Source organism: Bacteroidales bacterium (assembly GCA_031275285.1).
Classification (GTDB): domain Bacteria; phylum Bacteroidota; class Bacteroidia; order Bacteroidales; family UBA4181; genus JAIRLS01.
The window spans coordinates 39,296-65,587 of sequence record JAISOY010000173.1; the positions used below are offsets into that span (position 1 = coordinate 39,296).

Consider the following 26,292-nt stretch of genomic DNA (forward strand, 5'->3'; position numbering starts at 1 on the left):
ATAACTTTGCGGCTGCCAAATAATCATACTACAAAAGATGATTTAGATGCATGATTATACAATGGAAAAAAGCAAAGAATTATCAATAGTTAAAGAACTTACAAACGTAAATGATGACAGTCGCATTGCCGTAAATGACATTGGATGGACAAGCCGTGTTTATATCGTAGATAATGGGTTGTTTGTATTTAAATTCCTGAAAAACAGGGAGTATAAAGAGGAACTCGAACATGAGATAAACATATTGAAACGAATAAGGGAATACGAGTTTAATGTAAATATTCCTTTAATCAATCATATCGGTGAAGATACCGCTTACATTGGTTTTCGTGGTGTGGCAGGAAAGTCTATGACAACAGAAATCGTTCGTAAACTGAACGAAGAGCAAAAAAGAAAAATCGGCACTCAAATAGGCTTGTTCTTAAAAAAACTTCATGCTATTGATTACAAAGGTGAAAGCCCGAATGATGAAAACAGTATAATCGAATGGTTTCAAGCATCTTTCAGTAAGGGAAAGCGCACATTGGAAAAATATTTTAATGAAAAAGAACTCAATTCCATTGAAGAGCTTGTAACAAGTCTACCACAAAAATCGGCAAAGCTTGGTATAGAAGAAGTTTTTTGTCATGGAGATTTAGGTTATAATAATATTCTGTTAACCGATGATTTTGAGGTTGGCATAATAGATTTTGGCGATGCCGGAAATCTTGATAAATCGTATGATTTTATTGGAATTGAAGACGATACTATTTTGGATGCAGCAATATTAATGTATGGCGATAACGACGTTTTAAGGGAAAAAGTCGCCGTAAGACGACAATTGCTTCCGCTGATGGAAATGTTATTTCTGATTGACCGAAAAGAATGGGACGAAGTAAAAATATGTGCAGACAAAATGCGCGTTAATGTAATTTCCTAATGCTGATATAATTCAGCCAAGTTATAACTGCCGTCCTCGTTTCCGCTTCTTTGCTTTTAGTTGTCGTTGTTTTTCTTCCCGTTCTTTTTCTCTGGCAAAGGCGACATCTTCATAATTTTCGCCCTGTGGCTCAACGTCAAAAAGACTGAACAGGCTTGAAGCCGCATCTGTGATACCTGACATATTAAGCGATGGCGAAGAGGGCTTTTCCGGTTGAGGTGTATAGCTGACTTGTGTTTCCGGTCTTTCTTTTTTCACCGGAACATCATTGAACAGATTTTGGAACTGATTAGCCGAAAACTCTTTGCCTAAGCGAGAACCGTTAAGTATTGCCTGATTTTGATGATCTATAAATGTTACTCCGTATATCCGCCCTTGCTCGTTTTGCCGGAAAATAGCTCCGATATTTTTTCCTTTCAACAGAAGCTTGAAATCATGTATGTTATTTGTGTCTTTCATGGCTTTGGCTACAATCGGACGAAGATTCTCCCTTATCCTGTTTTTCTCAATCGCTGATTTGGATAACTCAAAATGCTTTTGCATGGCATCGTAACCAACCGGTTTGCCGAACAATGACGATTTCAGAGGAACACCTACTTTCTCACCCTTGTCGTTTATTACAGAATAGATTAATCCCTGATAGGGTTTTCCCCGGTGTTCGCCTTTCACTTCTTCGACCGTAACATTGAATTGTTCCAGCAATGTCCGGTACTCCCCGAATGACTGGAAATAGAAATGGTTCATAACCGACTTGGTAATATTGCCGACCTGATGTTTTATGTCTCCGGCTTTGTAATCTATCTTTTTTGTAGGGGCTTCGCTTTCCCGTCTTCCTTTCTCCAACGGGATAAGATTGAATTCCTGTTCCAGTTCCTTGCATATCTTCATCGAACGGGCTACTTCAAAGCTATCGTTTATCTTCTTGCCGGTTTCATCGACCCGCAGTGATACAATATGTGCGTGCGTCCGGTCTATGTCCGAATGTTTGAATACGATATAAGGCTGATTTCCGTAGCCGAGTTTTTCCATGTATTGTCGGGCAATCTCCGACAAGCGTTCATCCGATAGTTTATCTTTCGGATCAGGATTAAGAGAAGCATGGAATACGACTTTTTCCGTCCTGTTGTTCATCGCCAGATAGGGAGCAAACGAATCCATACAATCATGGATAGAGAATTTACCGTCAGGAGAATCGAACATCCTCTGACTGTACAAAATTTCCGCCTGATTATCTTCCACCTTGATTTTATTATAGGCTAATACCCCGAATACCGATTTACCGGAACTTATTTTGGCGAGCATCGTTCCCTGATTTGAGTGTATAAATCTTCTATCTGACCTTTCAATAGTATAAAATCCAATGTCGGCTTCTCGATTATTTTCAACATCGAACGGGCTTTTCCCTCTCCCACATGCCGCACTAATGAGGCGAAAACCTGATTATAATTCGTCTTTATCGCTCGGAATTGAGCAAAGAACTGGGATAACAGTATGGCAAAATCCATTGCCGGTTTATCTATCGGAATAATCTTTAGCGGATTATTCAGGATACAATTCACCATGAAACGGGACTTACTTTTGTGTCCCGACTTATGATACAAGGATAGAAACCGTTCGTTATCCTTGTTATTGAGGCGTATCATATGGCGGTGCATTTGTTTATCCGCCTTGGGCTTACGCCCTCTTTTCTTTTTGAGCCGTCCAGCTTCATGCTCATCATGCTTCATACTTAATTGCATCATTAAAAGGTTCGACTTGGGAGAATCGCCCCCAAACCACCGGTTTGGGCAAGAAATGTTTTTGGAAGAAGGAAAATGGAATTTTTCGCTGACAAAAACACTTCTTGCTATTGTCCGGCGACAATAAAATCCGCCACTCGTGGCGGACGTTAGCAGTAAGCGCGGGCGGTTACTCATTAATCGGGAGTATAAAATCAAAAACAACTCCCGACTTTCATTCCCGCCCGACAAAGATAGGTGATGAACTCCGCTTGTACACAATAAGATAAGCGGACAGAAAGAGCCAGTTGGTGCCACATATACCCGATTTCAGAATCAGCTTTCTTTTATCACTTTATTTGTGTCGGCAAACAAACAGGGATTTATACAACCTTACTTATATGTCGGGTTTATGCCGGTAATGATATATCGACTGCCTATCTGTTAGTGTGTCACCATGTAGGCAGTAAAACAAGATAGAAACCAAGTAAATAGCATTATATGAAAGAAGATAGTAAAACAGACAAGAAGCAAAGTACGGGAATAGACACGAGTGCCTTCATCCGCCAAGTATCGGTTGCAGGCACAACAACTGACATTCCGCCAACCGTGCAACCGGTATCGGACGAAAACGAACAGGCGAATGAACCGGAAGCCGTTCAACCACCCAACGAACCTGAAAAACAATCAGTCAGACGAAAGAAGTATCAAACGAATATCGACTATCCGGCGGTTTTTCTGTCCCGATACGAATTAAAAACGCGACAAGGAATTTATATCGAAAAGGAAACCAATGAAACGATCAAGCGCATAGTCCATAATATTGGCGGCGAACGACTGACTGTTAGCGGATTTATCGAGAATGTATTAAAACATCACTTCGAGCTATATAAAGACGAGATCAACAACCTGTATGAATCGAAATTCAGTAAACCCATTAAATAATAAGAACATGAACAATTCAGAGAATCAAAAACAAGCAAGACCTGTGTATCTTTCTTTTTGCACCCAAAAAGGCGGAGCGGGCAAATCCGTATTTACAACTTTAGTCGCCAGCTACCTGCATTATTTGAAAAACTATAATGTGGCTGTAATAGATTGTGATTATCCGCAATGGAGTATCCAGAAGATGCGGAAACGGGAAGCGGAGCAACTACAAACCAATGCTTTTTATCAGAGGAAAGCGGAAGCCCTGTTCACGAAATTGGGTAAACCGACTTATCCCATCGTTCCGACCGAACCGGAGCAAGCTCTGACAAGAGCAAAAGCATTTTTGGAGAACGAATCCGAGGAATATGATGTAGTCCTGTTCGACTTGCCGGGAACGGTGAACAACGAAAATGTCGTTCAGATATTTTTTCAGATGGATTACCTGTTTGTTCCGATAACTACTTCGCGTATCAATATGGAAAGCACCTTGCCGTTTATTATTTCTATTAACGAGATGATAACCATGAATCCGCAGGTTAGGTTAAAAGGTATCTATCCTTTTTGGAACAGAGTAACCAACCGTGAAAGACGGGAACTGTTCAATTATTACGAAGAAGCCATCTTAGGATTGGGCATTTCCATTATGGAAAGCCGTATTCCGCAAAGTGTCCGTTACGACAGGGAACAATCCATAGAGGGCAACGACTATCTGTTCTTATCTACAATCTTTCCTCCTGATAAGCCACTTCTGAAAGACAGTAATTTGGATTTGTTGGTAGAGGAAGTTATCAAAGCGACCAATCTGTAACATATATATGATGGAAGCTGAAAAGATAAAAGTAATTCTACTGGCGACAGCATGTTTCTTTATGGCGTGCCTGAACCTCTGGAATATTTTCAAGGATTGGTTTGATGAAAAATACCAATCCAGACAAAAAGATAAGGATAGTAAGGAGCGGTCGCCAGTCAAAGAGCCGATACCGGATATTATTGGAAAAACGAAGTTCAAACTATCCGATGAAAGGAAGCCCAAGCAGGAAGAGCCAGTAAAACAAGATGATCCATTGAAAAAGGAAATAGCCGAGTTGAAAGAACTGGTACTGCAACAATCCAAGATGATAGAAGAAAACAAGCCTTTCATGTCTATCCCGTTGGAGAAAAAAGAACCTTCCAACATTGATTTGGACACTATAGATGATGAAAGTATTCCACTCCTGACGGAAAAGGAACGGTCGCAATTCAGCACAGGAACAACCCTTGATGAATTTGAGTTAGTGGTCAAGACACTGAAAGGCAATCCGATTACGAAAGAAGAAGAAACGCAAGGCGGGCAAATCATCTCCAAAATTGACGGGACAGATATTTACAATCAATTCACCAAACAGATTCATGGTGCGGAGGAACGAGCGATGGCAATCCTGAATCGGATTGAGGATAATAGAACTTTGTCTGGTAATGGAGATGAGGAGTTTGATTATAGGAAGTATGTTAGGGAGTAAGTAAAAAATAAATTATTTATGGATATTATTCAAGAACTTCCCTCTTTTATCAACTAATTGAAGTACTTTGGGTAGTATCGAAAAAAATCAATATATTTGCAAAATATACCAACTAATTAGTAAGAAAGAAGAGATGAACAGACTTAAAGCGGTATTAGCCGAGCAGCGTCGTACAGGTAAATGGCTTGCAGAAACCCTAGGAAGAGATCAATCCACGGTATCTAGATGGTGTTCAAATAAAAGCCAGCCTCCTATGGATACAATGCATAAAATAGCGAATTTGTTAGATATTGATGTTAAAGAGCTTATAATTTCAACAAAATAACCTGAAATGGAACAATACATACAATATATACATTTCGATAATGTACCTGTTAATCCTGACTGGTGCTTTAAGAATGTGCGTTCTACAGAACAATGGACACATGGATACCATAGATATCCTGCTAAATTCTTACCCAATTTAGTGAAAAAGTTAATAGAAGAATATACTCAAGAAGATGATTTAGTGGCAGATATGTTTGCGGGATGTGGAACAACTCTTGTTGAAGCGAAAATACATGGCCGAAAATCTGTTGGAGTTGATATTAATCCTGTAGCAGAGTTAATAACACGAGCTAAAATAAATCCAATAAATCCAGAGAAGCTAACTAAAAGATATAATAAAATAATTAAAAGATTAGATCAGTTTTCTCAAACAGATTATATGAATCTATCTGTTCATGAAAAAATTGATTACTGGTTTTTTCCTGAGCATAAAGCGAAAATAGCGTTTTTATATAATGAAATTACATCAATTAAGAATACAAAAGAAAAAGAGTTTTTCCTCGTTTCGCTTTCTCACATTCTCAAAAATTGCTCAAAATGGTTACAATCAAGCACTAAACCTCAAATTGATCCTAAAAAGAAACCTTCTGACCCTTTTGACGCATTTCAGTTACATTCAAGACAGATGATGAACAAAAATTCAGATTTTTATTCACAGCTAGTAACTAATGATTTTTTAAATGTTAGATGTGATATAAAGTTAGAAGATGCTAGAAAAACATCAATAAAATCTAATTCAGTTGCAGCTATTGTCACATCACCACCATATGTAACCTCTTATGAATATGCAGATATTCATCAACTGACAGGATATTGGTATGAATACATAGAAAATTTAGCAGACTTTAGAAGAAATTTTATTGGTACATTTTATTCATTAAATCAAAATTTAGAATGTGAGTCAAGACTAGCTCAGGATATTGTCAGCCAGCTATTAAAGAAAGACCCTCGAACAGCAAAAGAGGTAGCGAATTATTTTAAAGACATGTCTGATGTAGGAAAAGAAATGCATAGAATACTTAGAAAAGGTGGTCATGCTTGTCTTGTAATAGGAAATACAACATTTAAAAACATAAAAATAAAATCAGCCGAGGTTATTGCGGATTTACTTATCTTATTAGGATTTGAAATTGTTGAAGTAATAAAAAGAAGTATTCCTAATAAGTTAATACCGACAATAAGAGATGAAGTTACAGGCAAATTTTCTAAACTAGAAAATGCAAATAGTAAACTTGTTTATCCTGAAGAATACATATTAATAGTAAAGAAAATATGATATGGCAATTATAAAAAAAGATAGTCAACCATTTCAGCCATATGCACGATTGATGAATATTCTTGGAGATCAGCTTATTACAGACAAAAAGGTCGCTGTAATAGAAATCCTAAAGAATAGTTATGATGCGGATGCAGATGATGTTAAAGTCCGTTTCTTTAATTTAGAAAATTATGGAAAAAAATACTTAGAAGATGATGAGTTACCATATATCGAAATAGAAGATGATGGAGATGGTATGACTCTCGAAACAATCCAAAACGTATGGCTTAGGCCTGCCACTCCTAATAAATTAGATAAGAAAAAAAGAAAAGAAAATCATACTAAGAAAGGGCGAATTATTCAAGGAGAGAAAGGTGTTGGGCGTTTCGCAATACACAAATTGGGAGAGAGAATAGATTTATACACTAAAACGTTAGAAGGAGAAGAGGTTAGGCTAGAGATGGATTTTACCGAATATAATCCAGAAGATATAGACTTATTCAATCAACCTTCTTCCCAATATAAATTGCTAAATGAAGTTCATAATACTTGGTATGTGAATGATCCTCCTGTAGAAATAAAGAAAGAAAAAGGTACTCTTATAAGAATTCATAATCTGAGGGAGAAATGGACTTCAAAAGATTTTGAAGATTTATATAAGTCTATTTTACGTCTTATCCCTCCGATTGATGAAAATGCTATAAAGTTAGGAGTTAATTTTATACAAGACTTTTCAATAGAATTATTCTTAAATGATAAGCTATATATTTCTAGCGAGGTTACAACTTTTAAAGATGTCGTAGAAAGAGCTCAGTTCTCAATGATCGGTGAAGTTTCTGGTGATGGTGTGTTAAAATTTGAATATAATTCGACATCTCCCAAAAGAAATTTCCATAGAAGCATTAATCTTTTGGATAAAGATAATTTGTCACAGTTTCAATACCCAACAAAAACAATTGAAGACTGGTTTATTAAATTTGGAAGAGTGCCTAGCTGTGGTAGTTTTAAATTTACGTTTTATGCTTTTAATTTAAAGAAAAGAGATAAAACTATTATTACAGCTGAAATTGACCAATTCATTAAACAAAATTTTGTTTACTTACTAAGAGATGGGGTACGTGTATATCCATATGGAGAAAAGGGTTATGACTGGCTAGAACTAGATAAATTAAGGGCTACTATTAAAGCAGGTGATTATATTAGTTATAATGATTTAATTGGTTTTGTCTATATAAGTCAAGAAAATAATCCTAGGTTAAAAGACTCAACCAATAGACAAGGGATTATGGATGTTGATGGTGCTTTTGAAGATTTTAAGAGATTGTTAACAGAAACCACTCAAATACTAAATACGGAAAAGAAAATTGATGAAAACAAACTAGAGATAAATAAAAACCAAACTTATAAAGACTCCAATAATTTAGTATTAAATTCTTTTAACCTCTTTAAGTCAAGTCTTCAAAATGTAGATAATAAAGATGTATTAGAAAAAGCAAATAAGTTTCTTAAAGCTGTTAATAATCATACAACTATCATGAAAGAACGTATGGAAACAGTTGAGGATTTAGCCGGTCTTGGAATGGCTGTAGAGAGATCTTCACACGATTCTCTAACATTGCTGGCTAAAATGAGAGTAAATGTTAAAGACTTTAAAATAAAGGTGAAAAAAAAAGATTATAAGGACAAAGATATTTTGGCATTACTTGATGAACTTGATGAAAGCTTAAATTTTGTTTATGATGAAATGCAAGTTATTCAACCTTTATTTAAAAATCAACGTAAAGCCATAAAAAATATTAGCATTTATGAAACAGCTAATAAGGTAGTAAAGTATTTCAGAAGAGATATTGACGGAAAAATTAATGTTTCAATACAAAATGATGGTGATATTACAGTAAAAACCAACGCAGGGCTTATTCTTCAAATATTAATCAATTTGCTTGATAATGCAATTTATTGGGTTAATAAAAATGAAACATCACCAAAAGAAATAACGATCAAAATAAATTCTAAAAATGACACTCTTGTCATTGCTGATAATGGGCCTGGTATACGTGAAGATACCATACCTCTTATATATAATGAATTTTTTTCACTAAAATCAGATGGACGTGGATTGGGACTTTATATCGTTAAAGAAATTCTTCTTAGAATTAATGGGGAAATTTCAGTTATTCAAGATGAAGATCGTAAGCTTCTTCATGGAGCAAACTTTATCATTAAATTTAATCAAGAGCAATAATATGGAAGGTATTATTTTATTTGCAGATGACAATGTTTTTGATTCTGATCGACTTGAGAACAAATTATTTCATAAGTTCAATTCAAATGGCTATTTTTCTATATTACCAATTAATAATTTAACTATTCTTGAAAAAACAGTTTCATCCATATCTACTTATAAAGCGTTGATTCTAGATTGGAATTTTAAGAGATTTGTTGATGATGAGGATTTTGAAGATATAGAAGTGGAAGATGAAACACCATTAGAATTTTTAAGAAAAAACAAATTATATTCATTAATCTATATATATTCTCAAGATTTAATTCCTCAAGATATACAAGATGAGCTGAATGCTTTATATCCTAATAAAATATTCTTTGAGAAAAAAAATGCTACGAATGAAACAGAAAAAGAATATAACAAAATTATCGCTGGAATTAATAAGTTTCAGGAAGAAAATACACACTTAGAAGTTCCTTTTGTGTGGAGTCAAGCTATAAACCAATCAGCTCAAGTTATATTCTCTGAATTGGAAAAAGCTGATCCGAACTGGATCAGAGAAATATATCAAACTGCGCAAACAGATGGGGCAGAGCCTAGTATTGAAGTTATAAATGTATTTCACAATTTATTGAATGAATCAATTGTTCAGAATGATATTCTGTCAAGAGTTTTGTCTGAGTATACTGAATCTTCAAATGTGAGAAATCCAACTAGTGAACTATCTTTAGCTAAATTATATAATAGAATTTATTATACAAAATTGCTTGATACTGCTCCATTCATGACAGGGGATATTTTTAAATTTTCTGAGGAAGATTTTGCAATATTATTTACTCCAGAATGTGATGTTTCTTCTAAGCAAGATAAAGCTCTCGAATTTTTAGTTTTCAGAAAAAATAATTTTAATGATTTTTTATCCGATAAGAAGCAATACTCAAAGGATCAGTATTCACAAATGATTAATAAACAAAAACAATCAAAAGATTTAACATCCCAGTTCAATAATGGAAATATGGCATTCCATATTCTTCCATCCTTTCCTTTTGATGAGACTTCATATAATATGTCTGCTTTTATTGACTTTGAATCTGCTTTTGTTGTCAAGGATACTGATTTTTTTAAGGATAAAAGAAGCCAATATAAATTGAATTCTCCATATATTTATCAATTACGTCAGCGTTATATTGCATATATTGGACGAGTTGGAGTTCCTGCGATTCCTCAAAGTTTACGACTTTACAATTTGAAATAACACTTTAGCATATTTCTTATAACCGAGAACAGATTGAATGTATGATTCTCTAAAAATAAGGAAATTTGAATCCGAAATTCTGGATAAACATCATCTGAGCTTTGAATTATATTCTTACTCAGAAGATATTGTCATACCGTATTTACTACAATCCTATGGAGATATTGGACGATACAGGGATATAATTTTAAAAAATAATATTAGCGAATTTAACTTTCAAGGCTATTTAACTAATATGACACATGGAATCAGTCACTGTATTAGATGGATAAAGAAACAGGCAAAATCTAATCACGATGAGATTCCTGATAATTTAAACATATCAGTATTTCATAATCAGATAATGGACTTTTTGAATTGGGGCGTGAGTTATCATCTGATTGCACAGGAGTTTGTTATATGGTCAAGAGGGCTGAAATCTGCACAATTGAATGAGAAAGAGAAGACTATAAAGTTCATCAACTCCAATAACTATAATTATTCTGACATCTATACGAAACAGCTTTTATATGGAGAACAATTACAAGGAGTATTTGAGAATTATCCACATAGTATAATGGAAGATGAGTTTTCTGAATGGGTCAAAGAAATAGATTTTTCAAAACCACCTATAGCAAATCAGATAAAATGGTCAAGAGGACAAATATCCAAATCTTTTCCACTTTTATATTCTACAATGGAAAGCATAGTCTTTCCTGAATTAATTGACGATACTGATTTAGGAGGGTACAATCTCTCACAACTCAGAAGGTTTTTTGCATTAATGTTTCTGAACTTTTATTATATTACTTGTGTCGAGTCGTTGATTGATTCAAAGTATGGAGTCCAGAATTCCTTTGGTTCAAATCCTCTAAACATAAAGAAATCTGAAATAGACGAATTTATATCAGAAATAACCGGACTCCCATATCCTGTATCACAAGCTATAATTAAAGACTTAACATTCAATCCTGATAGTTTTCATACCAGCATTTCTATCCAACCTTTTATCCTCTCTAGCACCAATATTTATTACATATTGCCAAATCTTTTTACCCAACTGGATCCTCAAAGAGTAATTTTAGGTGCGATGAATAAAAGCCCGGAGAAGAAAAAAGTATATGATCGATTGATCAATAAGATAGAAAAGGTAAACTTGAAAAAAATATTTGATGCTCTTTCTCAAACTGAAAAATGGAATAATTACCAAGAAAGAACCATTAAGTTCAATAATAAACAAATAAATCCAGACCTAATACTTATAGATAAAACTGAAAAATTCATATGTATTGTTGACTATAAACATTTTATTGTACCTATAACAGCATCAGAAGTGCAATTTAGAATGAATGAACTGGAAAAAGGTATTCGACAAATAGAAAACTATAAAATTGTACTGTCAAAAAAAGGTCATTTAGGAAAAGATGATATAAATAATTATGAGATTTGTGGATTATTATTAACTCATCGTCCTCTACCGATTCCAATTAAAAACAATATTAATATCGGTATTGCAGATATGGATTCTTTTATATCTAAATTAGCTCAAAATATAAGTTTGAGAAACTTTTGGATAGATTTCTATGATTATCCTAACCATAAAGAAATAAAAAAAGAATTTTCGAAAATCGAATCAGAAGTAAATGTGACTGATTGGAAAATAATTCGCGAACAATTTTTTCTTTCATTTGAATGAATATTGTAGTATTTGCCAAGTGTTATTTGCATTAGGATTAGAAAAAGACTGACTGCTCCTTGCAAAAAGGATGATTTATTAGGAAAAGAGCTACAGAATATTGGATCACTAGTCAGAAAATGTGTTCCGAAAAGAAAATGGATGTGAATTTTAGCAATAAATATGGATTACAATCCAGAAAAATGGCAATATTTTCGGATTAGACAAAAGAATGTTTAGTATATCACGTAGTTTGTCCGAAAAATCACATATAATTCGGACATATAAATCCATTTATTTGTTATTTCTTATCTTCCAAATTGCCATTGGATGATTTTTGATTCGCTCTACAATTTCAGTATCTTCAAACAATAATTCCGGTCGATAGACATTATTGTTGAAGTTTTCGATAAACGACTTTTCTTCTTCGGTAAATATCATCAATTTTAGAAGAAATGCTTTCACTTCTACTTTTGCTGATTCAAAGTCAAATCGTTCACTTTTCTTAAGGACAGGAAGCAAAGAACTTCTGATTTGTGCAAATTTTAGGTTATTAATACTTTCAAAACTATAGCTGTTTAAAGGTTTATCATTTCCTCCTACAGCAAGATAGAATAATATAATTTTACGGAGTTTATCCATCTCATCAGGATGAATGATGTTATATTTCAACATGTTGTGAATATCATACAAGTCCCGGGGAGCCGTTCGCTCAATAAGAGCCTTAATTTTGCTTCCAAACAGTTCAAGGGTGGAAAGGGTTTTTACTTCGGAATCAAATTGCAGAAAATCTATATTCACTTTCTTTTCTATTATTGGCAAGACATGATTTCGCAAAGAATAGTTTATTTCTACTTTCAGGTTATCTTTATTCCCTCCTGCATTCTGGAAATAAAATACCCATGAATCAAGTGAATGTGGACTTTTTGTGTTAGGGCTTAACGCATATCCTTGTGTAAACATATAGCTCAGAAAATCCTGATTGATGCTATCCCGAATTATCGTCATTTCATCTCGGGAACATTCTTTCGTAAAATCCAAGTCGATATCAACCGATAGTCGAGGAAGATTAAAAACGGTCAGGTTAATTGCGGTTCCTCCTTTCAATGCCAAATGTTCTGCAAATAAAGGATTTTCATTTAAGTGCTTCAAAATATCACAAAGCCGGAACACTTTTTCCAGATTATCCCGAATGAAATCTGTACCGGAAGCTATTCTCTCTAAGTCAGTTTTGCTATAATTATACATTTACACTTCCTCCTTGTTCTAAAAATGAAAGAATATTTTGGGGAGCATAAAGTCTCCATTTGCTAAAATAAACGTTGGATTCCTGTTTATCAGTCAGGTAACGAATGCTTTTCCCTATCTTGGATTTACAAAAATCAAAGAAAGCATCGCTTAGCTTCATTTCCTTTTGAAAATAGTTAAGGATAAATCCTGTCTTTTGATAAAGAACCTGTTTATTGAGTAGTGTCAAATAGTCGCGCAGCTTATTTTCATTGATATAAGTGATAAGGGCAAAGCATTCTATTATTTCTTCCAGTCCTCCGCTTCGGTCTATCTGATTGATACAATCTAAAACAGTACGTTCCAAATCGGTTACTCTGATTAACGTATCGGCAGGAGGAGTAATAACTCCGGCATCCGATTTTGATTCCGAATAGATATAACTAATTCCATCATACTCAAAGTTATTGAACCTCTCTTTGGATGAAACCTGCATTTCATAAAAAATCTGATGAGCCAGACCATGATATTCCAACGCAGCGTGATAGGATAGATAAGAAGAAGAATTGATTTGACTACCGATTTCGTACTTTGAAGCAGAACTGGTTTTTGTAGCCAAATCCGTTGCAACATAGAGGTCTCGCCTTACTTGTGATATGAATCGTTGTTTCTTATACCTCCGCAAAAGTTCTTTTGCTGCATTTTCGTTATTGGTCAATGCAACAATGTCCTTTTTGTGGAAGATTTTGAGTTTATGAAATTCTTCGATATATTTGTTCATATTCTTCTTACTTTGCTTTGTTTTCCGCGCAAAGATACATATAAATTCACACTATTGCGCGTAAACTAAAACAAATATTTGGAAAGTCATAAATTTATCCCTATCTTTGCCCCATCACTTAAAGAGGAAAAGTTCTCTTAAATTTCACCCTAAAAACGGAGTGAGTAACGAGTGAGTAGAATACAATCTTCGATAGTTAAACGACTGACAGCATACGGGTTAGATAGGACACTCAAAATCCGTCAACAATAAAAGTAAAGATTTGCTTCGCTGGCGCGCGTTTGTAACGCGTGCAATAGCCGCATTATCAAAACCATTTTCTATCATGTTGTTTACCATTTTCCAGTTACCAGACAAACATCCAATAAATAATCCATTTCAGCATAGTTTCTTGCCGAACTGAATAAATAATCCTCAGGATAAGAGACGATCATTTCTTCTACGGGATTGCGATGGATGTAATCCAGTTTTACCTGTAAAAATTCCGGTGTGTTTATTTCTTCCGCATGATTGCCATCCTGCCAGAGTTTATATTCCTTAATCCGTTTTAAATCCTTACCTGCTTTATAAAACAATTCCAGCATCCATGCACGCCGGCTTTCAGGTTCTTCCATAATCTGTCTGACCAGTGCTTTGGATGTATATTTTTTAAAATCACGCAGTATTCCGGATAAAGTATTGATTTCTTCTGTCTTTACAATAGCGTGCAGATGTTTGGACATCAGGCACCAGCCAAATATCACCAGTCCTTTATTCAGTTGGCAATATTTCAGTGTATCCACAAGTAATAGTTTGTGGTTTTTCCGGGTAAACACATCTATCCATCCTACTACTACTGTCAGTGTGATGAAATATGCTTTGTCTGTATCCTTTATTTTATATTTGTCTGACATGTTATTGTTTTTAGTGGCACGCGTTACAAACGCGCGCTAGTTGGTAGTGAAGAGCTAATAGAAGAAAATAAAAGATACGAGTAAACAGGGTTTACATTGGTAGTATTTACAATAAAGCGGGAAATCTATGATATTATGAGATTCCTCGCTTTATTGGCAAAATACTGTTTTCAGGTATATCGAATTTGGATCCGTCAACAACCTTTGCTGGCGCGCGAGCTGGGTGATACTTCTATGAATTTTTGTATGGCTGCCACTGCTTCTTCCTGGGCTTTTTTCAGATCATCATTGATAATGATGCAATCAAACTGAGGTGCGAAGGTCAGCTCATATTCGGCTTTCGCTACCCGTTGCCGTATTTTTTCCTCACTGTCTGTAGAACGTGCTACCAGCCTCCGTTCCAATTCTTCAACCGATGGAGGCTCAACAAATATTGCCAGCGCTTTTTCCCCGAATTTCTTTTTTAAAGCCAGCCCACCTTTCACATCCACATCGAACAATACATGTTTTCCTTCAGACCAAATACGATTGACTTCGCTGTTCAGCGTCCCATAATAACTGCCTTCATATACCTCTTCCCATTCTACAAAATCGTCGTTCTCAATATGTTTCTGGAATTCCGGTACAGTCATGAAATAATAATCACGTCCGTTGACTTCACCAGGCCGCATGGATCTGGTACAGGCAGAAATAGAAAATGCCAACGGCAATCGATGCTCCAGAACATGTTTGACCAGTGTCGTTTTGCCGGCTCCTGATGGAGCTGAAAAAATGATTAATTTTCCCATTGTCGGACCGGATTACTTACAATATGTTGGATATTTGTTCCTTCACTTTTTCGAGCTCATCCTTCATCTGGATCACTACCTGCTGCATGTCTGCATGATTGGCTTTAGAGCCTATGGTGTTGATCTCGCGTCCGATCTCCTGGGCGATGAATCCCAGTTTTTTCCCTATACTACCATCTTCTTGCATGGTTGCCATAAAATAACTGCAATGGTTCCTCAGGCGTACTTTTTCTTCATTGATATCTATTTTTTCCAGATAATAGATCAGTTCCTGTTCGAACCGGTTCTGGTCTATCGTATTTTCACCTACATATTCAACCAGATTTTGGCGCAAACGTGTTTTTATGGCTTCAATACGCTGAATTTCAAATTTTTCCACTTCAACAATACTTGTTTCAATGCTTTTAATGCGGGCCTGGATATCATCAGCCAATGCTTTGCCTTCCTGTTGCCGGAACTCATTCACCTGTTCCAGCCCTTTCCGGATACAATTGAGTAATGCAGTCCATTCCTTTTCATCCGGCTCTTGTCTGTCGGTCTTTAATACATCAGGTAGACGGATGATAGAGTTCAGAATATCAGGAGGTAACGATATGCCGTTTTTTTCGGATATTTTGGCTAGCTGCCGGTAATATTGATTGATAATGGTTTCATTGAACTGGGCCATTTCTTCCCCAATGTTCTCTTCAATTGAAACATACAATTCGATTTTTCCACGCAGGAGGCTGTTGGCTAATTCATTCCGAACCTCCAGTTCCTTTTCTTTATATACGTTGGGAATCTTTACTATCAGGTCAGCCTGTTTGCTGTTTAATGTTTTAATCTCAACGATTACTTTTCTTTTATCATTGGAGCATTCGGCTTTACCGAAACCGGTCATTGACTTCATGGTGTTTATTTAAATGTCTACTAATAAGTATTTTGCAAAAAACATATAACTTCACGCCTTATTATTTCGTATATAATCAATGAAATATAAGAATTCGTAAAAATATATAAAATAACCCTATAATTGGTGGTGGTATCCATTTTTTTGTACCTTTATACCCTTTGCTTGTTGTCATGTTTGTGTTGAAAAAGTATTTGATTTGTACCATTCTGGTATTTGTTGGGATCGGGTTACAACAATTACGTGCTCAGGAAATTTTGATTCAATGGACTGGGGTGGTTCGTGATGATTTATTGCAACCCATTCCTTTTACCCATATTATTGTGAAAAAAGATTTCAGGGGAACAGTCAGTGATCCGGAGGGAAGATTTACGATCATTACTTATCCCAATGATACCCTTTTGATTTCAAGTATGGGCTATAAGCCTATGAGAATACCGGTTCCGGATATTTCACTGGAAGATTCCAAGCATTATATTAAGGACATTATTATGGAACCGGATACCATTATGCTTGGGGAGGTAACGATATTTCCGTGGAAAACATACAAAGAATTCAAAGATGCATTTATGGCGTTGGAATTACCGGAAGATGACCTACAGCGGGCGTATCATAATATTGCCATAATGCAGGACCAGATCTACCATGCAATTAGTTCGCGTTCGGCGTCTCCTGCGGCAAATTTTCGTGATGTGATGGCAACAAGGCATAACCGTATGATGACATATGGACATATGTATCCTACCTATTCGATTACCAATCCTCTTGCGTGGGCACGATTTTTCAAAGCAATACGTGATGGAGAATTCAAGAAGAAGGACAACAACAGAAACGAAAACAGGCCTTCTGTTATTGAAGAATATAATAACCCAGATTGATGAAAAAAATTGTTGTTTTTGGTCCCGGTCCGGGTTTTAAGGGTGGTATCGCTAATTTCAGCATTTCTTTGGCCAAAGCTTTTGCCGGAATTGAAGATACTGAAACACACATGGTATCATGGACACACCAATATCCATTCTTTATTCCGCGTGATTTTATTGATGACAAAAGCCAGACAGAATTATTGGAAAAAAGTGGGGTGACTGTGCAATATACCATGAACTACAATAATTTCTTTACCTGGCAGAAAACATACCAGGCTATTGTTGATATTGATCCTGATTTTGTGGTGATACAATGGTCCAGTACCATACAGGCATTCCCGATCGCTTACCTGATCCGCGAACTCAAATCCAATACGCAGATACGGATCATTGCGGATTTACACTTCGGGAACCATAAAGAATATACCAAAATGGTCAAGAGACTGGCTACCTATGCAATCAAGTATGCAGATGCATATGTGGTACACTCTTATAAGACAGCATTTGAGGTCAAAGAATTATTTCCCGATATTACTTTTGATTTGATCGAGGGACTGGATGACAGGCCGGAAAATAAAGGAAAACCGATACTGAAACTGTATCATCCCATCTATGATATGTTTACGCCAGATCCTACATTTGATGTGGAAGCACAAAAAAAGCAGTTACATTTACGGAAATATGTATTTTTATTTTTCGGGTTCATCATCAAGTATAAAGGCCTGCACAATGCGATTCTGGCATTTGCAGAACTGGCCAGGACAAGGGACGATGTATCATTGTTGATCGTCGGCGAATCATCATGGCAGGCGCAAAAGCAAAAAAAGAAAAAACGGCTCAGACGTTTTTTTAGCCGGCACTTACGTGCATTATTTGTTAGTAAAAGAGAAGATGAGACCAATTACCAGCCCTTGGATATGATCGACCAATTGGGGATCCGGGATTGTGTTACAGTGGTTAATGAGTTTATTCCCAATGAAGAAGTATATAAATATTACCAGGTGAGTGACGCCATAGCTTTATTCTATGAAACAGCTACATCCTCAGGAGTGGAATCTATTGCATATAATTTCAAATTACCTATTGTCGCAACACGGGTAGGGCATTTCCCGGAAACGGTAAAGGAAGGTGTGACGGGCTATCTGGCTGATCCTGGCGATATTTCATCTATGACCGAAGCCATGCAGAATATTATTGATCAACCCATTCCTCCCGAAAATTTTGATAAAGTGGCCAAAGATATGAGTTGGGCCAGTTATGCCCGTTCCATAAAGAGCATGGCCGAGTCGATTAAAAATTAATTTCTTTTATTTTTCTTCAGGAAGATATCTAAATAAACCGGGAGGTGATCACTGATCCCGTTGTTGTATTTTTGTCCGATATAGGTCCGGTAAGGTTTAACTCCCGAATAACGTTCATCCGGTTCGAATAGGTGATCTGCACGGAAAATATGACAATGGCCTGCATTCGTTTGTATACTGTTTTTAGTAGAGAGTAAACTCCCTGAGACGATCATCTGGTCATAAACAAACCATCTGCCCTGATATTTTATAGTTCCTGTTTTTTCCCCGGTTTTATAAGCCGTTAGGTTGAAGAGATTGGCCATTTTATTTTGAGATGTATCCTGTAAAGCTTTCAGTTCTTTTAAGACACTTTTATCTGATGGATTATCATTCATATCTCCGGTAATGATTATATTGGCCCATGGGTTCCTGGCATAGATAGAGTCCACTTTTTCGCGTAATAACGATGCTGCCAGCATACGGGCCGGTTCGCTTTGGCGTTGTCCGCCGCTGCGCGAGGGCCAGTGGTTGGCGAAAATATGTAAAGTGTCGCTATTTCCGGCCAGCATTGTCGCATACACAATATCACGTGTTCGTTTCCGGTTATCGGGGAATCGGACACGAATGAATTGCTGGCGGATACATTTCAGATAATCATTTCTGTACAATATGGCGACATCGATACCCCGCTGGTCCGGAGAATCCTTATGAATAATGCGATAGGGATATTTCATGAGCGGCGTCCGTTTGGTCAATTCATCCAGGACAAACCTGTTTTCCACTTCGCACAAGGCGATCAGCGCTGGAGGATCCCATTCACCGACATTTGCAATAACACGGAATAATGCATTCCTTTTGGCCAGGTACCTGCTTTGTGTCCATCTCATCTGACCTTCAGGAGTGAATGGATTATCGTTGGTGGAGGGATCATTTTCCGTATCGAAAAAATTCTCCACGTTATAGAACATCAACCGGAGAAAAGTATTTCCCTGTTCATGGATTTTCTGGCTGTAACCAAAGGTAAAGGAGGAATAAAGAAATAAAAAGGACAAAATGATTTTTTGTCCTTTCATGAGATACTGCCTGGATGTATGTATCATAAATGATCAATCGCTTTTTCTCGATTCATCAATATTCTTAATTGTTTCACGTAAAAAGGCTTCAAATGGGACGGCAAATTCTTTCCGGCGTAATGCAAATTCAACGGTTGTTTTCAGAAAATCCATTTTGTTCCCTATGTCATAACGTTTTCCCTCGATAGTTGAAGAGATAATGTTCTCCTGTTTTAATAATAAACGTAAAGCGTCCGTTAATTGTATTTCATTTCCTTTTCCCTTAGCCGTTTTCTCAATTGCCGGAAATATTTGCGGTGTTAGCACATACCTTCCTGCGATAGCGAGATTGGATGGGGCCTTTTTTACTTCCGGTTTCTCCACCAATTCAGAGAGCTGCATGATCCGGTTGTTTAATTTCGTTCCACCTACAATGCCGTAGCGCGATACTTTATCATGGGGTACTTCTTCAACCGCAATGACACACTGATGGTACTGTTCATAAGCATCAATTAACTGTTGGGTTACCGGAATTACAGAATTGATGATCGTATCACCGAGTAATACCGCAAAAGGCTCATTCCCGCAATGGAACCGGGCATGATAGATCGCATCTCCCAGGCCATTCAATTCTTTTTGACGGATAAAGTGGATATTGGCCATATCCTCAATATGACGGATCTGGTTGTATAAGATCTCATCTTCTTTCTCCTGGATACGGGTTTCCAATTCGAAATTGCGATCAAAATGATCTTCGATAGAACGTTTCCCTTTTCCGGAAATGATCAGAATATCTTCGATGCCTGAATCCACACATTCCTGAACTACATACTGGATAGTTGGGGTGTCAATAATGGGTAGCATTTCTTTAGGTTGGGCCTTGGTGGCAGGCAGAAACCGGGTACCGAACCCGGCCGCAGGAATTACAGCTTTTCTTACCATTTACATTCAATAATTATGATGAAGTTCAATATAAATTTCCGTTAAAAATTATAATACATAGGGTTTGATCACCCTGGCATTGATTTTTTTCAGGTTGACCACCAGCTTGCTCAAGGTTTCATCATCAGGATACATGCCGATAATGGCTCCCCCGGAACCGGAAAATTTGGCCGATGCTCCTGATTTACGTGCCGTATGTACCAGCTCCATATTACTGTCGGATATATTCATGATGTTACAGCGTAGATCAAAATTCCGGTTGATCAGTTCATTGAGGGTTCCGTAATCCTTTTTCAGGATTGCTGTTTTTCCCAGTTCGGCGACTTCAGCCAGTTCATCAATGGTTTTTAACACCTGTTCATCCCCTTTTTCATAACGTTCTTTCAGGTTATTGAAAACGGTACCGGAAACTTTGCTTAAATCTGTTTTATATGCCAGATATAATTTAGGAAGTAAAGACGGATCAATTCGTTCATATTTTCCATGGTGGTGCTCTTCCATATACTTCCTGTTGAAATCCATATAAACACAACCTTCATATACCTGTATCACCCTGTCCTGAAGGCCGGCGTTAATCGCCAGTTCTTCCATTTCAGCAGCCAGTATGATGCTGGGCAATGTTTCGATAGGGATTTCTACCTGATAGAATTGCATCAGGGCACGTATGGTAGCAGTGGCAATAGCGCTTGATCCGGCTAATCCGACCTGTCTTGGAATGGACGACTGGTAACGGATCGTGAAGTTCTTATTGGCCAGCCTGATATCGTTCTGCTCACAATATTCACAAAAACGTTTGATAATGGCCTTTATTAAACGGCGCCCTCCGTAGTATCCATTTTGCCTGATGGTTTCTGTTAGATGATAAATATTACGAAAGCTATTCCGGTCGACTTCAGTCTCTTCTATCACTAATTCCGGAGTCTGGTAAAGGGAAATAATAGCTCCGAAGTTTTTTACAATGATGGAAATAGTCTTCCCAAAGTATCCGTCGGAAGGATTTCCTAATAATCCTGCACGGGCATACGCTCTGCTTTCTATGATCATTATTATTTCTTATTAAAATGCAAAACTACCAAATAAAATATAAATATTTTTGTCTGTCAAGCATCAAATGATACCAGGTAATTTATATTCTTGTCAAAAATAGCAAAAAACAAGTTATATTTGTAATGATTGTAATAAAAGTTTCAAATGCTTCATTGGCCGATAGATGACACAATTACGTCGCGCAGGTGAAGGATGCAAATATTGTCATGTACTAGTCCTTAATGTCCATCCGTACATATTATATTTCTATTTTCATTTTTATATGGTGCGACCTTTTTACCGTGCAGGCTCAGGAGGTCTTTTCTGACAGTGTGGATGAAAGCGTGAAAGGAAAATTTTACCAAAGGGATACTTCATCAGCCAGATGGATCAGGAGTTTAAAAAACGTGATCCTTATTTCACCCAAAAACGAATCCGTGGCAGATACATTTAATGTTGAATCATACGTGGATGAGAATATCGGGGCAACAGGGCGTGTCATCAAAAAGATAAATATCATACGTCTGGAACCTTTTGGAGGAGATATTCACGGAGCTACTGACAAAAAAAATTCATTTTTAGGAAGTGTCGGCAATACTGTTCATATAGATACCCGTGAATTCATTATCCGCAATGCTCTTTTCTTTCAGGAAGGTGATACGATTGATGTCCTGAAGCTTTATGATTCGGAGCGTTATCTCCGTCATTTACGTTTTATCGACGATGCCCTTATCAGGGTCGATCCGGTTGGGGATGATGAAGCAGAAGTGACGGTCATTACACAGGATATTTTTCCTTATGGGGTGGATTTTGGAACTAATTTTTCATCAAGGGTCAATTTAGCGTTATCCAACAGGAATATTATCGGGTTTGGGCTCGAAACCAAGGCCGGTGTATTTGTCGATTCGAAAAAAGACCATCTGATGGGATATGAGTTCATCATAAGGAAAGATAATATCCGGAATACCCATGTTTCAACTGAGGCGGAATATCTGGACAGGTATGAAACCAGGAAGATAGGGATCTCATTTAATCGTGATTTTTATACGCCAAGTACCAAATATGCCGGTAATATTACCCTATACAATAACCAGATAGGTGTAAATTATTATGATCCCGATTCTTCTTATGCTGAGATCAATCCGGTCCCTGTACGCTTCAATAATTTCGACGGGTGGATAGGTCGTTCTTTCCAGCTTAAGAAGCATTCTTTCAGCAGGTTGAGTAATAATTTCACGCTGGCATTGAGGGCACAGGAAACCCACTTTCTTCGCAGGCCTGAAAACTCCGAGAACCGGTATTACCAGTTTCAAAACAGAACGGTTTATCTGGGATCCCTTAGTTACTCGAGGCAGGCACACTATAAAACCAACCTGATATTTAACTACGGACGGACGGAGGATATTCCATACGGGTATTTATTCTCATTGGTGGGAGGGAAAGAATATAATGAATTATATAACCGGCCTTATTTTGGCGCAAATGCATCAGCCGGTTTTTTTATCCCGAATTTTGGTTATCTTTCCGGTGCTGCTACCTACGGGACATTTTTTCGCAAAAAAACTACCGAACAAGGCTCCCTGGATCTTTCCCTGAATTATTTTAGTAACCTTTTTGTTATAGGTAAATTCAGGCAACGTGCATTTACTAATATTCAATATTCCCATCAGCTAAATGATCCTATGAATGATTACCTGAGCATTGATGGAGATATGGGGATCCCCGGATTCAAAAACGATTCGGTTTTAGGAAGGTATCGTTTGAATCTTTCATTGGAATATAATCTTTTCACCCCCTGGAATCTGTATGGATTTCGCTTTGTTACGTATACTTTTGCCAATTTCAGCTGGTTGGGAAATCACAATAAGCCGTTTACCGAGAGTACGTTGTATTCTTCGTTTGGTTTAGGTATTCGGGTGAGAAATAACCGGCTGATTATTAATACCATTCAGATACAGTTGGCTTTTTTCCCCAATATTCCTAAAAATTCAAGTTTCAGATATATCCACTTAACGAGAGAAACCCTTTTATCTCCCCGTGATTTTTCGCCTAAAGCACCGGAAATAAAATCATTATATTAAATGTATAATTCCACCCTTTGAGGTTTGGACTTTATAAGGGAAGAAGATGTCAAATATCCACAGTATTGATTGTAATTCCTACTTTTTCGGCCAGTTCACCCAGGGAGGATACCTGGTTTTCCTGAACGGCCGTTAATACGAGTTTGGCACAGGCCTTGGCATCGCTTCCGGCATAATGGTGTAAAAGAGCAATGTCGAAACGTTGACATAAGGCATTGAGATTATATGCCGGTAATTTCTTCCAGACCTTCCGGGACATCTGTAAGCTGCATAAATAATCGGACCTGGGATACCTGAGATCATAGAGATCCAGTACCGTCCTTAGTACGGATATATCGAAGGAGGCATTGTGGGCCACCAGCGTTTGCCCGTCGAAATAAGGAAACAATTCATCCCACATCTGATCGAACGTACGCGCCCTTTCCAGTTCCATGACACTGATCCTGTGTATTTCCTGATAACGTGCGTTCATATAGGGAAAACCATAGGGCTTGATCAGTAAAGAGCGTTCATCGGTGATCCTTCCGTCCTCTACTACACAGATACCAATCTCACAAGGGATCAGCCCTGCGGAAGTCTCAAAATCTATGGCGGTAAAATTCATGGACGGGGTCTATTTTTAATCCTGTTTCGCTTTGTCAAATATTGTGAAAGCCGGGAAGGCATCGCAATCTTGCTTATATATTTTTCAAAAATAGAAAAAATCGCTGTTGAAATAACATTTATTGGTAAGAAGTAATGAATGGGGAATTTAACTAGTTTTGCCATTCTTGGTGATAAAGAAAATGACAAACAGTACTTCCCGGTCCAAGTATTGGATGTTGAAAGGTTAGAACGAACAAAATAATCAGTTACACCACATGTATGAATGTTTTGATGTCAAGCAAACAGGTAGCTGTCTGTATCGTCGCATAAACAAAATCAATTAAATGTGAAAAAAATAATACAAATAACCCTTTTCCTTTTTGTAACATTTAGTATTGCAAATGGGCAGACAAGGTTACAAGTGAAGGAAATTAAATCTAAAAATTATTACACTCATATTCCCACTCAATTAGAATTTCCTAAATCTATATTTTCTGATTTCCAACGGAAAAACATTCATTCTTTTGATAAGGAAAATAAAAATATTAGTGTTACATATGAAAAAAATGTAAACGGAGAAAAAACAACATTTTCGTTGTATTTGTATCCAGCTGGCGATGCTTATGAAGGCCGTCTTCGCGAGGAATATCAAAATTCTATACAATCTGTTGCTGCAATGCAGAACAAAGGATTGTATGCCACACAATTTGCAATGCGACATGTAGGGGCAAAATATGTATGTAATGGTTTTAAAACCATATTTACGGATGAGCAAAAGGATTTATCGCAACTAACAATATTCGAATCCGGAACCTGGTTTTATAAACTTAGGATTACGACAAACAGGTCAGATACTGCTTTTATGTTAAGTTTAGAGAAGGAAATCCTTCAAAAGTTTGATCCGACATCATTAACCGATTTGAATCAGCTCAATGAAAAAATAAGTGTATATTTTTCGAAGTTAGCTTTCGGAGACTCTCTCTTATTAGGCTCTGTCATGGGATCTGCTTTTAGAAAGATAGACTGGGTAATGGAAAATGTAAAAGAAAATGAAAGAGCGACAGGGTTTCCTGATTTATATTTGAACCTACATGTTGAAGGATTAAAGGCATTCATGGAATTTCAACATAGAGTTACAACAACAAAAAGTGAATTCACAGAAAATTATTTAAAAGAATTACAGTTAATTTCCGACGCTGATTTTTTACCGGAATTTGTAATGGAGCAATTTGAAATGATATTGATAATTCCCGAAAATATGCCGGACAAGTACGATGAATACCTGAAGTGGAAAATAGGAAATAATATTTCGATTAACTTAAGCCAAAAGTTTTATGTTTTATCTTTTGATGTAAAAGAATGAATCCCGTAGTTAACAACCTGTTGTATGAAATTATGACTGTAGCTTGTCCGAAGGCTTACAAGAAGCGATTTAACTTTGTTGAGCTTACAAGCTCGGTTGGTATTGTGCGGGGCTCTTTCCAGTATCAGGAATTTATGTGCAAATCTTCCACCCGGACATTTTTACCTGTTATGATAAGAAACGGGTTTATTTCAGCATTAATCAACAGGATAGTAAATGACTAAATAATAACAAAATATCATGAGTAATTATGGTTTTGAGGTAGGGTTGAATGGAAAAACATTGACCCGGGCAGGATTGAATGATACATATTTTGTATTGACCTGTATATTGGACTCATTTAGGAGGAAAATAGATGAAAGCGAAGAACTTTACCTGAGCGTTGGAGGATTGAAGCCTGAAACAGAGCAATATGTTGATTGGGTAAAGCGAAATTTGAAACTAGGCGATGTCGTGTCAATACAAGTCATCAACGATGACTTTGACCAACCAGTCTCTGTTAAGGAAAAAGAACCCCGGGAAGTAGAACTTAAGCGAAAGATTGAGTATTTTCATCAATTAAAAGAAGAGTTAAAAGGATACCTTGATGAATGATATGTTGGGATTTCTCCTTATGCCTATTACTGATAACAGAAGTAGTACCTTTTATCAGCAAATGAATACACCCCAATAAGGAAATTTGTACCTTTGGGTAAAAATTGAATGATGATCATCTACCACAGTGTTTCTATTATT

25 protein-coding genes are annotated in these 26,292 nt (G+C 36.7%); 14 read left to right on the forward strand and 11 right to left on the reverse strand.

Annotation, left to right across the window (positions count from 1 at the left end; translation table 11 throughout):
* The first annotated feature begins 46 nt into the window (after positions 1 to 46).
* Entirely contained in the window at positions 47 to 919 is an 873-nt protein-coding gene (locus LBQ60_17340) for an aminoglycoside phosphotransferase family protein (protein ID MDR2039687.1), read from the forward strand.
* A 21-nt stretch (positions 920 to 940) separates the two neighbouring features.
* Here the strand turns inward: LBQ60_17340 and LBQ60_17345 are convergent, their stop codons facing one another.
* Entirely contained in the window at positions 941 to 2,221 is a 1,281-nt protein-coding gene (locus tag LBQ60_17345; protein MDR2039688.1) for a relaxase/mobilization nuclease domain-containing protein, read from the reverse strand.
* Positions 2,206 to 2,835, reverse strand: a complete 630-nt coding sequence (locus LBQ60_17350; protein MDR2039689.1) for a hypothetical protein — start codon at positions 2,833 to 2,835, stop codon at positions 2,206 to 2,208. Before LBQ60_17350 ends, LBQ60_17345 begins: the two co-directional genes overlap by 16 nt.
* A gap of 303 nt (positions 2,836 to 3,138) precedes the next feature.
* Here LBQ60_17350 and LBQ60_17355 point away from each other — a divergent pair, with 303 nt between their 5' ends.
* From LBQ60_17355 to LBQ60_17390, 8 genes are all read left to right on the forward strand, one after another.
* Entirely contained in the window at positions 3,139 to 3,582 is a 444-nt protein-coding gene (locus LBQ60_17355) for a DUF3408 domain-containing protein (GenBank protein MDR2039690.1), read from the forward strand.
* A 7-nt stretch (positions 3,583 to 3,589) separates the two neighbouring features.
* The gene (locus tag LBQ60_17360) at positions 3,590 to 4,375 is read left to right on the forward strand and encodes a ParA family protein (protein MDR2039691.1); all 786 of its coding nucleotides are present in this window, start codon (positions 3,590 to 3,592) and stop codon (positions 4,373 to 4,375) included.
* Positions 4,376 to 4,382: 7 nt separating this feature from the next.
* Positions 4,383 to 5,066, forward strand: a complete 684-nt coding sequence (locus tag LBQ60_17365) for a hypothetical protein (GenBank protein MDR2039692.1) — start codon at positions 4,383 to 4,385, stop codon at positions 5,064 to 5,066.
* A gap of 133 nt (positions 5,067 to 5,199) precedes the next feature.
* Positions 5,200 to 5,391: a helix-turn-helix domain-containing protein gene (locus tag LBQ60_17370; protein MDR2039693.1), complete on the forward strand. Its 192-nt coding sequence runs from the start codon at positions 5,200 to 5,202 to the stop codon at positions 5,389 to 5,391.
* A gap of 6 nt (positions 5,392 to 5,397) precedes the next feature.
* Positions 5,398 to 6,669 (forward strand): site-specific DNA-methyltransferase, encoded by a 1,272-nt coding sequence (locus LBQ60_17375; GenBank protein ID MDR2039694.1) that lies wholly within the window; start codon positions 5,398 to 5,400, stop codon positions 6,667 to 6,669.
* Position 6,670: 1 nt separating this feature from the next.
* The gene (locus LBQ60_17380) at positions 6,671 to 8,893 is read left to right on the forward strand and encodes an ATP-binding protein (protein ID MDR2039695.1); all 2,223 of its coding nucleotides are present in this window, start codon (positions 6,671 to 6,673) and stop codon (positions 8,891 to 8,893) included.
* A gap of 1 nt (position 8,894) precedes the next feature.
* Entirely contained in the window at positions 8,895 to 10,130 is a 1,236-nt protein-coding gene (locus tag LBQ60_17385) for a hypothetical protein (GenBank protein ID MDR2039696.1), read from the forward strand.
* Positions 10,131 to 10,167: 37 nt separating this feature from the next.
* Positions 10,168 to 11,805 carry a hypothetical protein gene (locus LBQ60_17390; protein MDR2039697.1) on the forward strand — a complete coding sequence of 546 codons (1,638 nt, stop codon included), beginning with the start codon at positions 10,168 to 10,170 and terminating at the stop codon, positions 11,803 to 11,805.
* A 273-nt stretch (positions 11,806 to 12,078) separates the two neighbouring features.
* On the opposite strand, the gene LBQ60_17395 is transcribed toward LBQ60_17390, so the two are convergent.
* From LBQ60_17395 to LBQ60_17415, 5 genes are all read right to left on the reverse strand, one after another.
* Positions 12,079 to 13,032, reverse strand: coding sequence for a nucleotidyl transferase AbiEii/AbiGii toxin family protein (locus tag LBQ60_17395; GenBank protein MDR2039698.1), 954 nt, complete (start codon positions 13,030 to 13,032; stop codon positions 12,079 to 12,081).
* A complete protein-coding gene (locus LBQ60_17400; GenBank protein MDR2039699.1) occupies positions 13,025 to 13,792 on the reverse strand; it encodes a hypothetical protein in 768 nt (255 codons plus the stop codon). Before LBQ60_17400 ends, LBQ60_17395 begins: the two co-directional genes overlap by 8 nt.
* 332 nt (positions 13,793 to 14,124) lie before the next feature.
* A complete protein-coding gene (locus tag LBQ60_17405) occupies positions 14,125 to 14,685 on the reverse strand; it encodes a transposase (GenBank protein MDR2039700.1) in 561 nt (186 codons plus the stop codon).
* A 194-nt stretch (positions 14,686 to 14,879) separates the two neighbouring features.
* Complete coding sequence (gmk, locus tag LBQ60_17410; GenBank protein MDR2039701.1) at positions 14,880 to 15,473, reverse strand: guanylate kinase; 594 nt, start codon at positions 15,471 to 15,473, stop codon at positions 14,880 to 14,882.
* Between the two features lie 16 nt (positions 15,474 to 15,489).
* A complete protein-coding gene (locus LBQ60_17415) occupies positions 15,490 to 16,362 on the reverse strand; it encodes a YicC family protein (protein MDR2039702.1) in 873 nt (290 codons plus the stop codon).
* A gap of 182 nt (positions 16,363 to 16,544) precedes the next feature.
* Here LBQ60_17415 and LBQ60_17420 point away from each other — a divergent pair, with 182 nt between their 5' ends.
* Together LBQ60_17420 and LBQ60_17425 are read left to right on the forward strand one after the other, a co-directional pair.
* Entirely contained in the window at positions 16,545 to 17,240 is a 696-nt protein-coding gene (locus LBQ60_17420) for a carboxypeptidase-like regulatory domain-containing protein (GenBank protein ID MDR2039703.1), read from the forward strand.
* On the forward strand, positions 17,240 to 18,526 hold the full coding sequence (locus tag LBQ60_17425; protein MDR2039704.1) for a glycosyltransferase: 1,287 nt from the start codon (positions 17,240 to 17,242) through the stop codon (positions 18,524 to 18,526). The genes LBQ60_17420 and LBQ60_17425 overlap by 1 nt, the downstream gene beginning before the upstream one ends.
* Here the strand turns inward: LBQ60_17425 and LBQ60_17430 are convergent.
* The 3 genes from LBQ60_17430 to LBQ60_17440 are packed head-to-tail and all read right to left on the reverse strand — an operon-like array spanning position 18,523 to position 21,546.
* Positions 18,523 to 19,581: a hypothetical protein gene (locus LBQ60_17430; protein ID MDR2039705.1), complete on the reverse strand. Its 1,059-nt coding sequence runs from the start codon at positions 19,579 to 19,581 to the stop codon at positions 18,523 to 18,525. The two genes, LBQ60_17425 and LBQ60_17430, sit on opposite strands and share 4 nt — an antisense overlap.
* A 33-nt stretch (positions 19,582 to 19,614) precedes the next feature.
* Entirely contained in the window at positions 19,615 to 20,502 is an 888-nt protein-coding gene (gene galU, locus LBQ60_17435) for a UTP--glucose-1-phosphate uridylyltransferase GalU (GenBank protein ID MDR2039706.1), read from the reverse strand.
* A 48-nt stretch (positions 20,503 to 20,550) separates the two neighbouring features.
* A complete protein-coding gene (locus LBQ60_17440) occupies positions 20,551 to 21,546 on the reverse strand; it encodes a hypothetical protein (protein ID MDR2039707.1) in 996 nt (331 codons plus the stop codon).
* 224 nt (positions 21,547 to 21,770) lie between these two features.
* On the opposite strand from LBQ60_17440, the gene LBQ60_17445 reads away from it, so the two are divergent.
* A complete protein-coding gene (locus LBQ60_17445) occupies positions 21,771 to 23,609 on the forward strand; it encodes a hypothetical protein (protein MDR2039708.1) in 1,839 nt (612 codons plus the stop codon).
* A gap of 49 nt (positions 23,610 to 23,658) precedes the next feature.
* Here the strand turns inward: LBQ60_17445 and LBQ60_17450 are convergent, their stop codons facing one another.
* Positions 23,659 to 24,213, reverse strand: a complete 555-nt coding sequence (locus tag LBQ60_17450; protein ID MDR2039709.1) for a 3'-5' exoribonuclease — start codon at positions 24,211 to 24,213, stop codon at positions 23,659 to 23,661.
* A gap of 327 nt (positions 24,214 to 24,540) precedes the next feature.
* On the opposite strand from LBQ60_17450, the gene LBQ60_17455 reads away from it, so the two are divergent.
* Together LBQ60_17455 and LBQ60_17460 are read left to right on the forward strand one after the other, a co-directional pair.
* Positions 24,541 to 25,557, forward strand: a complete 1,017-nt coding sequence (locus LBQ60_17455; protein ID MDR2039710.1) for a hypothetical protein — start codon at positions 24,541 to 24,543, stop codon at positions 25,555 to 25,557.
* Positions 25,558 to 25,797: 240 nt separating this feature from the next.
* Complete coding sequence (locus LBQ60_17460) at positions 25,798 to 26,151, forward strand: hypothetical protein (GenBank protein ID MDR2039711.1); 354 nt, start codon at positions 25,798 to 25,800, stop codon at positions 26,149 to 26,151.
* Positions 26,152 to 26,292: the final 141 nt, after the last annotated feature.

Coding starts and splice junctions, on each gene's coding strand:
- LBQ60_17450 (MDR2039709.1), bottom strand. CDS start 24,213: ATGAATTTTACCGCCATAGATTTTGAGACTTCCGCAGGGCTGATCCCT.
- LBQ60_17400 (MDR2039699.1), bottom strand. CDS start 13,792: ATGAACAAATATATCGAAGAATTTCATAAACTCAAAATCTTCCACAAA.
- LBQ60_17355 (MDR2039690.1), top strand. CDS start 3,139: ATGAAAGAAGATAGTAAAACAGACAAGAAGCAAAGTACGGGAATAGAC.
- LBQ60_17445 (MDR2039708.1), top strand. CDS start 21,771: ATGTCCATCCGTACATATTATATTTCTATTTTCATTTTTATATGGTGC.
- LBQ60_17395 (MDR2039698.1), bottom strand. CDS start 13,032: ATGTATAATTATAGCAAAACTGACTTAGAGAGAATAGCTTCCGGTACA.
- LBQ60_17405 (MDR2039700.1), bottom strand. CDS start 14,685: ATGTCAGACAAATATAAAATAAAGGATACAGACAAAGCATATTTCATC.
- galU (MDR2039706.1), bottom strand. CDS start 20,502: ATGGTAAGAAAAGCTGTAATTCCTGCGGCCGGGTTCGGTACCCGGTTT.
- LBQ60_17390 (MDR2039697.1), top strand. CDS start 10,168: ATGTATGATTCTCTAAAAATAAGGAAATTTGAATCCGAAATTCTGGAT.
- LBQ60_17360 (MDR2039691.1), top strand. CDS start 3,590: ATGAACAATTCAGAGAATCAAAAACAAGCAAGACCTGTGTATCTTTCT.
- LBQ60_17375 (MDR2039694.1), top strand. CDS start 5,398: ATGGAACAATACATACAATATATACATTTCGATAATGTACCTGTTAAT.
- LBQ60_17460 (MDR2039711.1), top strand. CDS start 25,798: ATGAGTAATTATGGTTTTGAGGTAGGGTTGAATGGAAAAACATTGACC.
- gmk (MDR2039701.1), bottom strand. CDS start 15,473: ATGGGAAAATTAATCATTTTTTCAGCTCCATCAGGAGCCGGCAAAACG.
- LBQ60_17340 (MDR2039687.1), top strand. CDS start 47: ATGCATGATTATACAATGGAAAAAAGCAAAGAATTATCAATAGTTAAA.
- LBQ60_17350 (MDR2039689.1), bottom strand. CDS start 2,835: ATGAGTAACCGCCCGCGCTTACTGCTAACGTCCGCCACGAGTGGCGGA.
- LBQ60_17385 (MDR2039696.1), top strand. CDS start 8,895: ATGGAAGGTATTATTTTATTTGCAGATGACAATGTTTTTGATTCTGAT.
- LBQ60_17380 (MDR2039695.1), top strand. CDS start 6,671: ATGGCAATTATAAAAAAAGATAGTCAACCATTTCAGCCATATGCACGA.
- LBQ60_17430 (MDR2039705.1), bottom strand. CDS start 19,581: ATGAAAGGACAAAAAATCATTTTGTCCTTTTTATTTCTTTATTCCTCC.
- LBQ60_17345 (MDR2039688.1), bottom strand. CDS start 2,221: ATGCTCGCCAAAATAAGTTCCGGTAAATCGGTATTCGGGGTATTAGCC.
- LBQ60_17425 (MDR2039704.1), top strand. CDS start 17,240: ATGAAAAAAATTGTTGTTTTTGGTCCCGGTCCGGGTTTTAAGGGTGGT.
- LBQ60_17365 (MDR2039692.1), top strand. CDS start 4,383: ATGATGGAAGCTGAAAAGATAAAAGTAATTCTACTGGCGACAGCATGT.
- LBQ60_17440 (MDR2039707.1), bottom strand. CDS start 21,546: ATGATCATAGAAAGCAGAGCGTATGCCCGTGCAGGATTATTAGGAAAT.
- LBQ60_17415 (MDR2039702.1), bottom strand. CDS start 16,362: ATGAAGTCAATGACCGGTTTCGGTAAAGCCGAATGCTCCAATGATAAA.
- LBQ60_17370 (MDR2039693.1), top strand. CDS start 5,200: ATGAACAGACTTAAAGCGGTATTAGCCGAGCAGCGTCGTACAGGTAAA.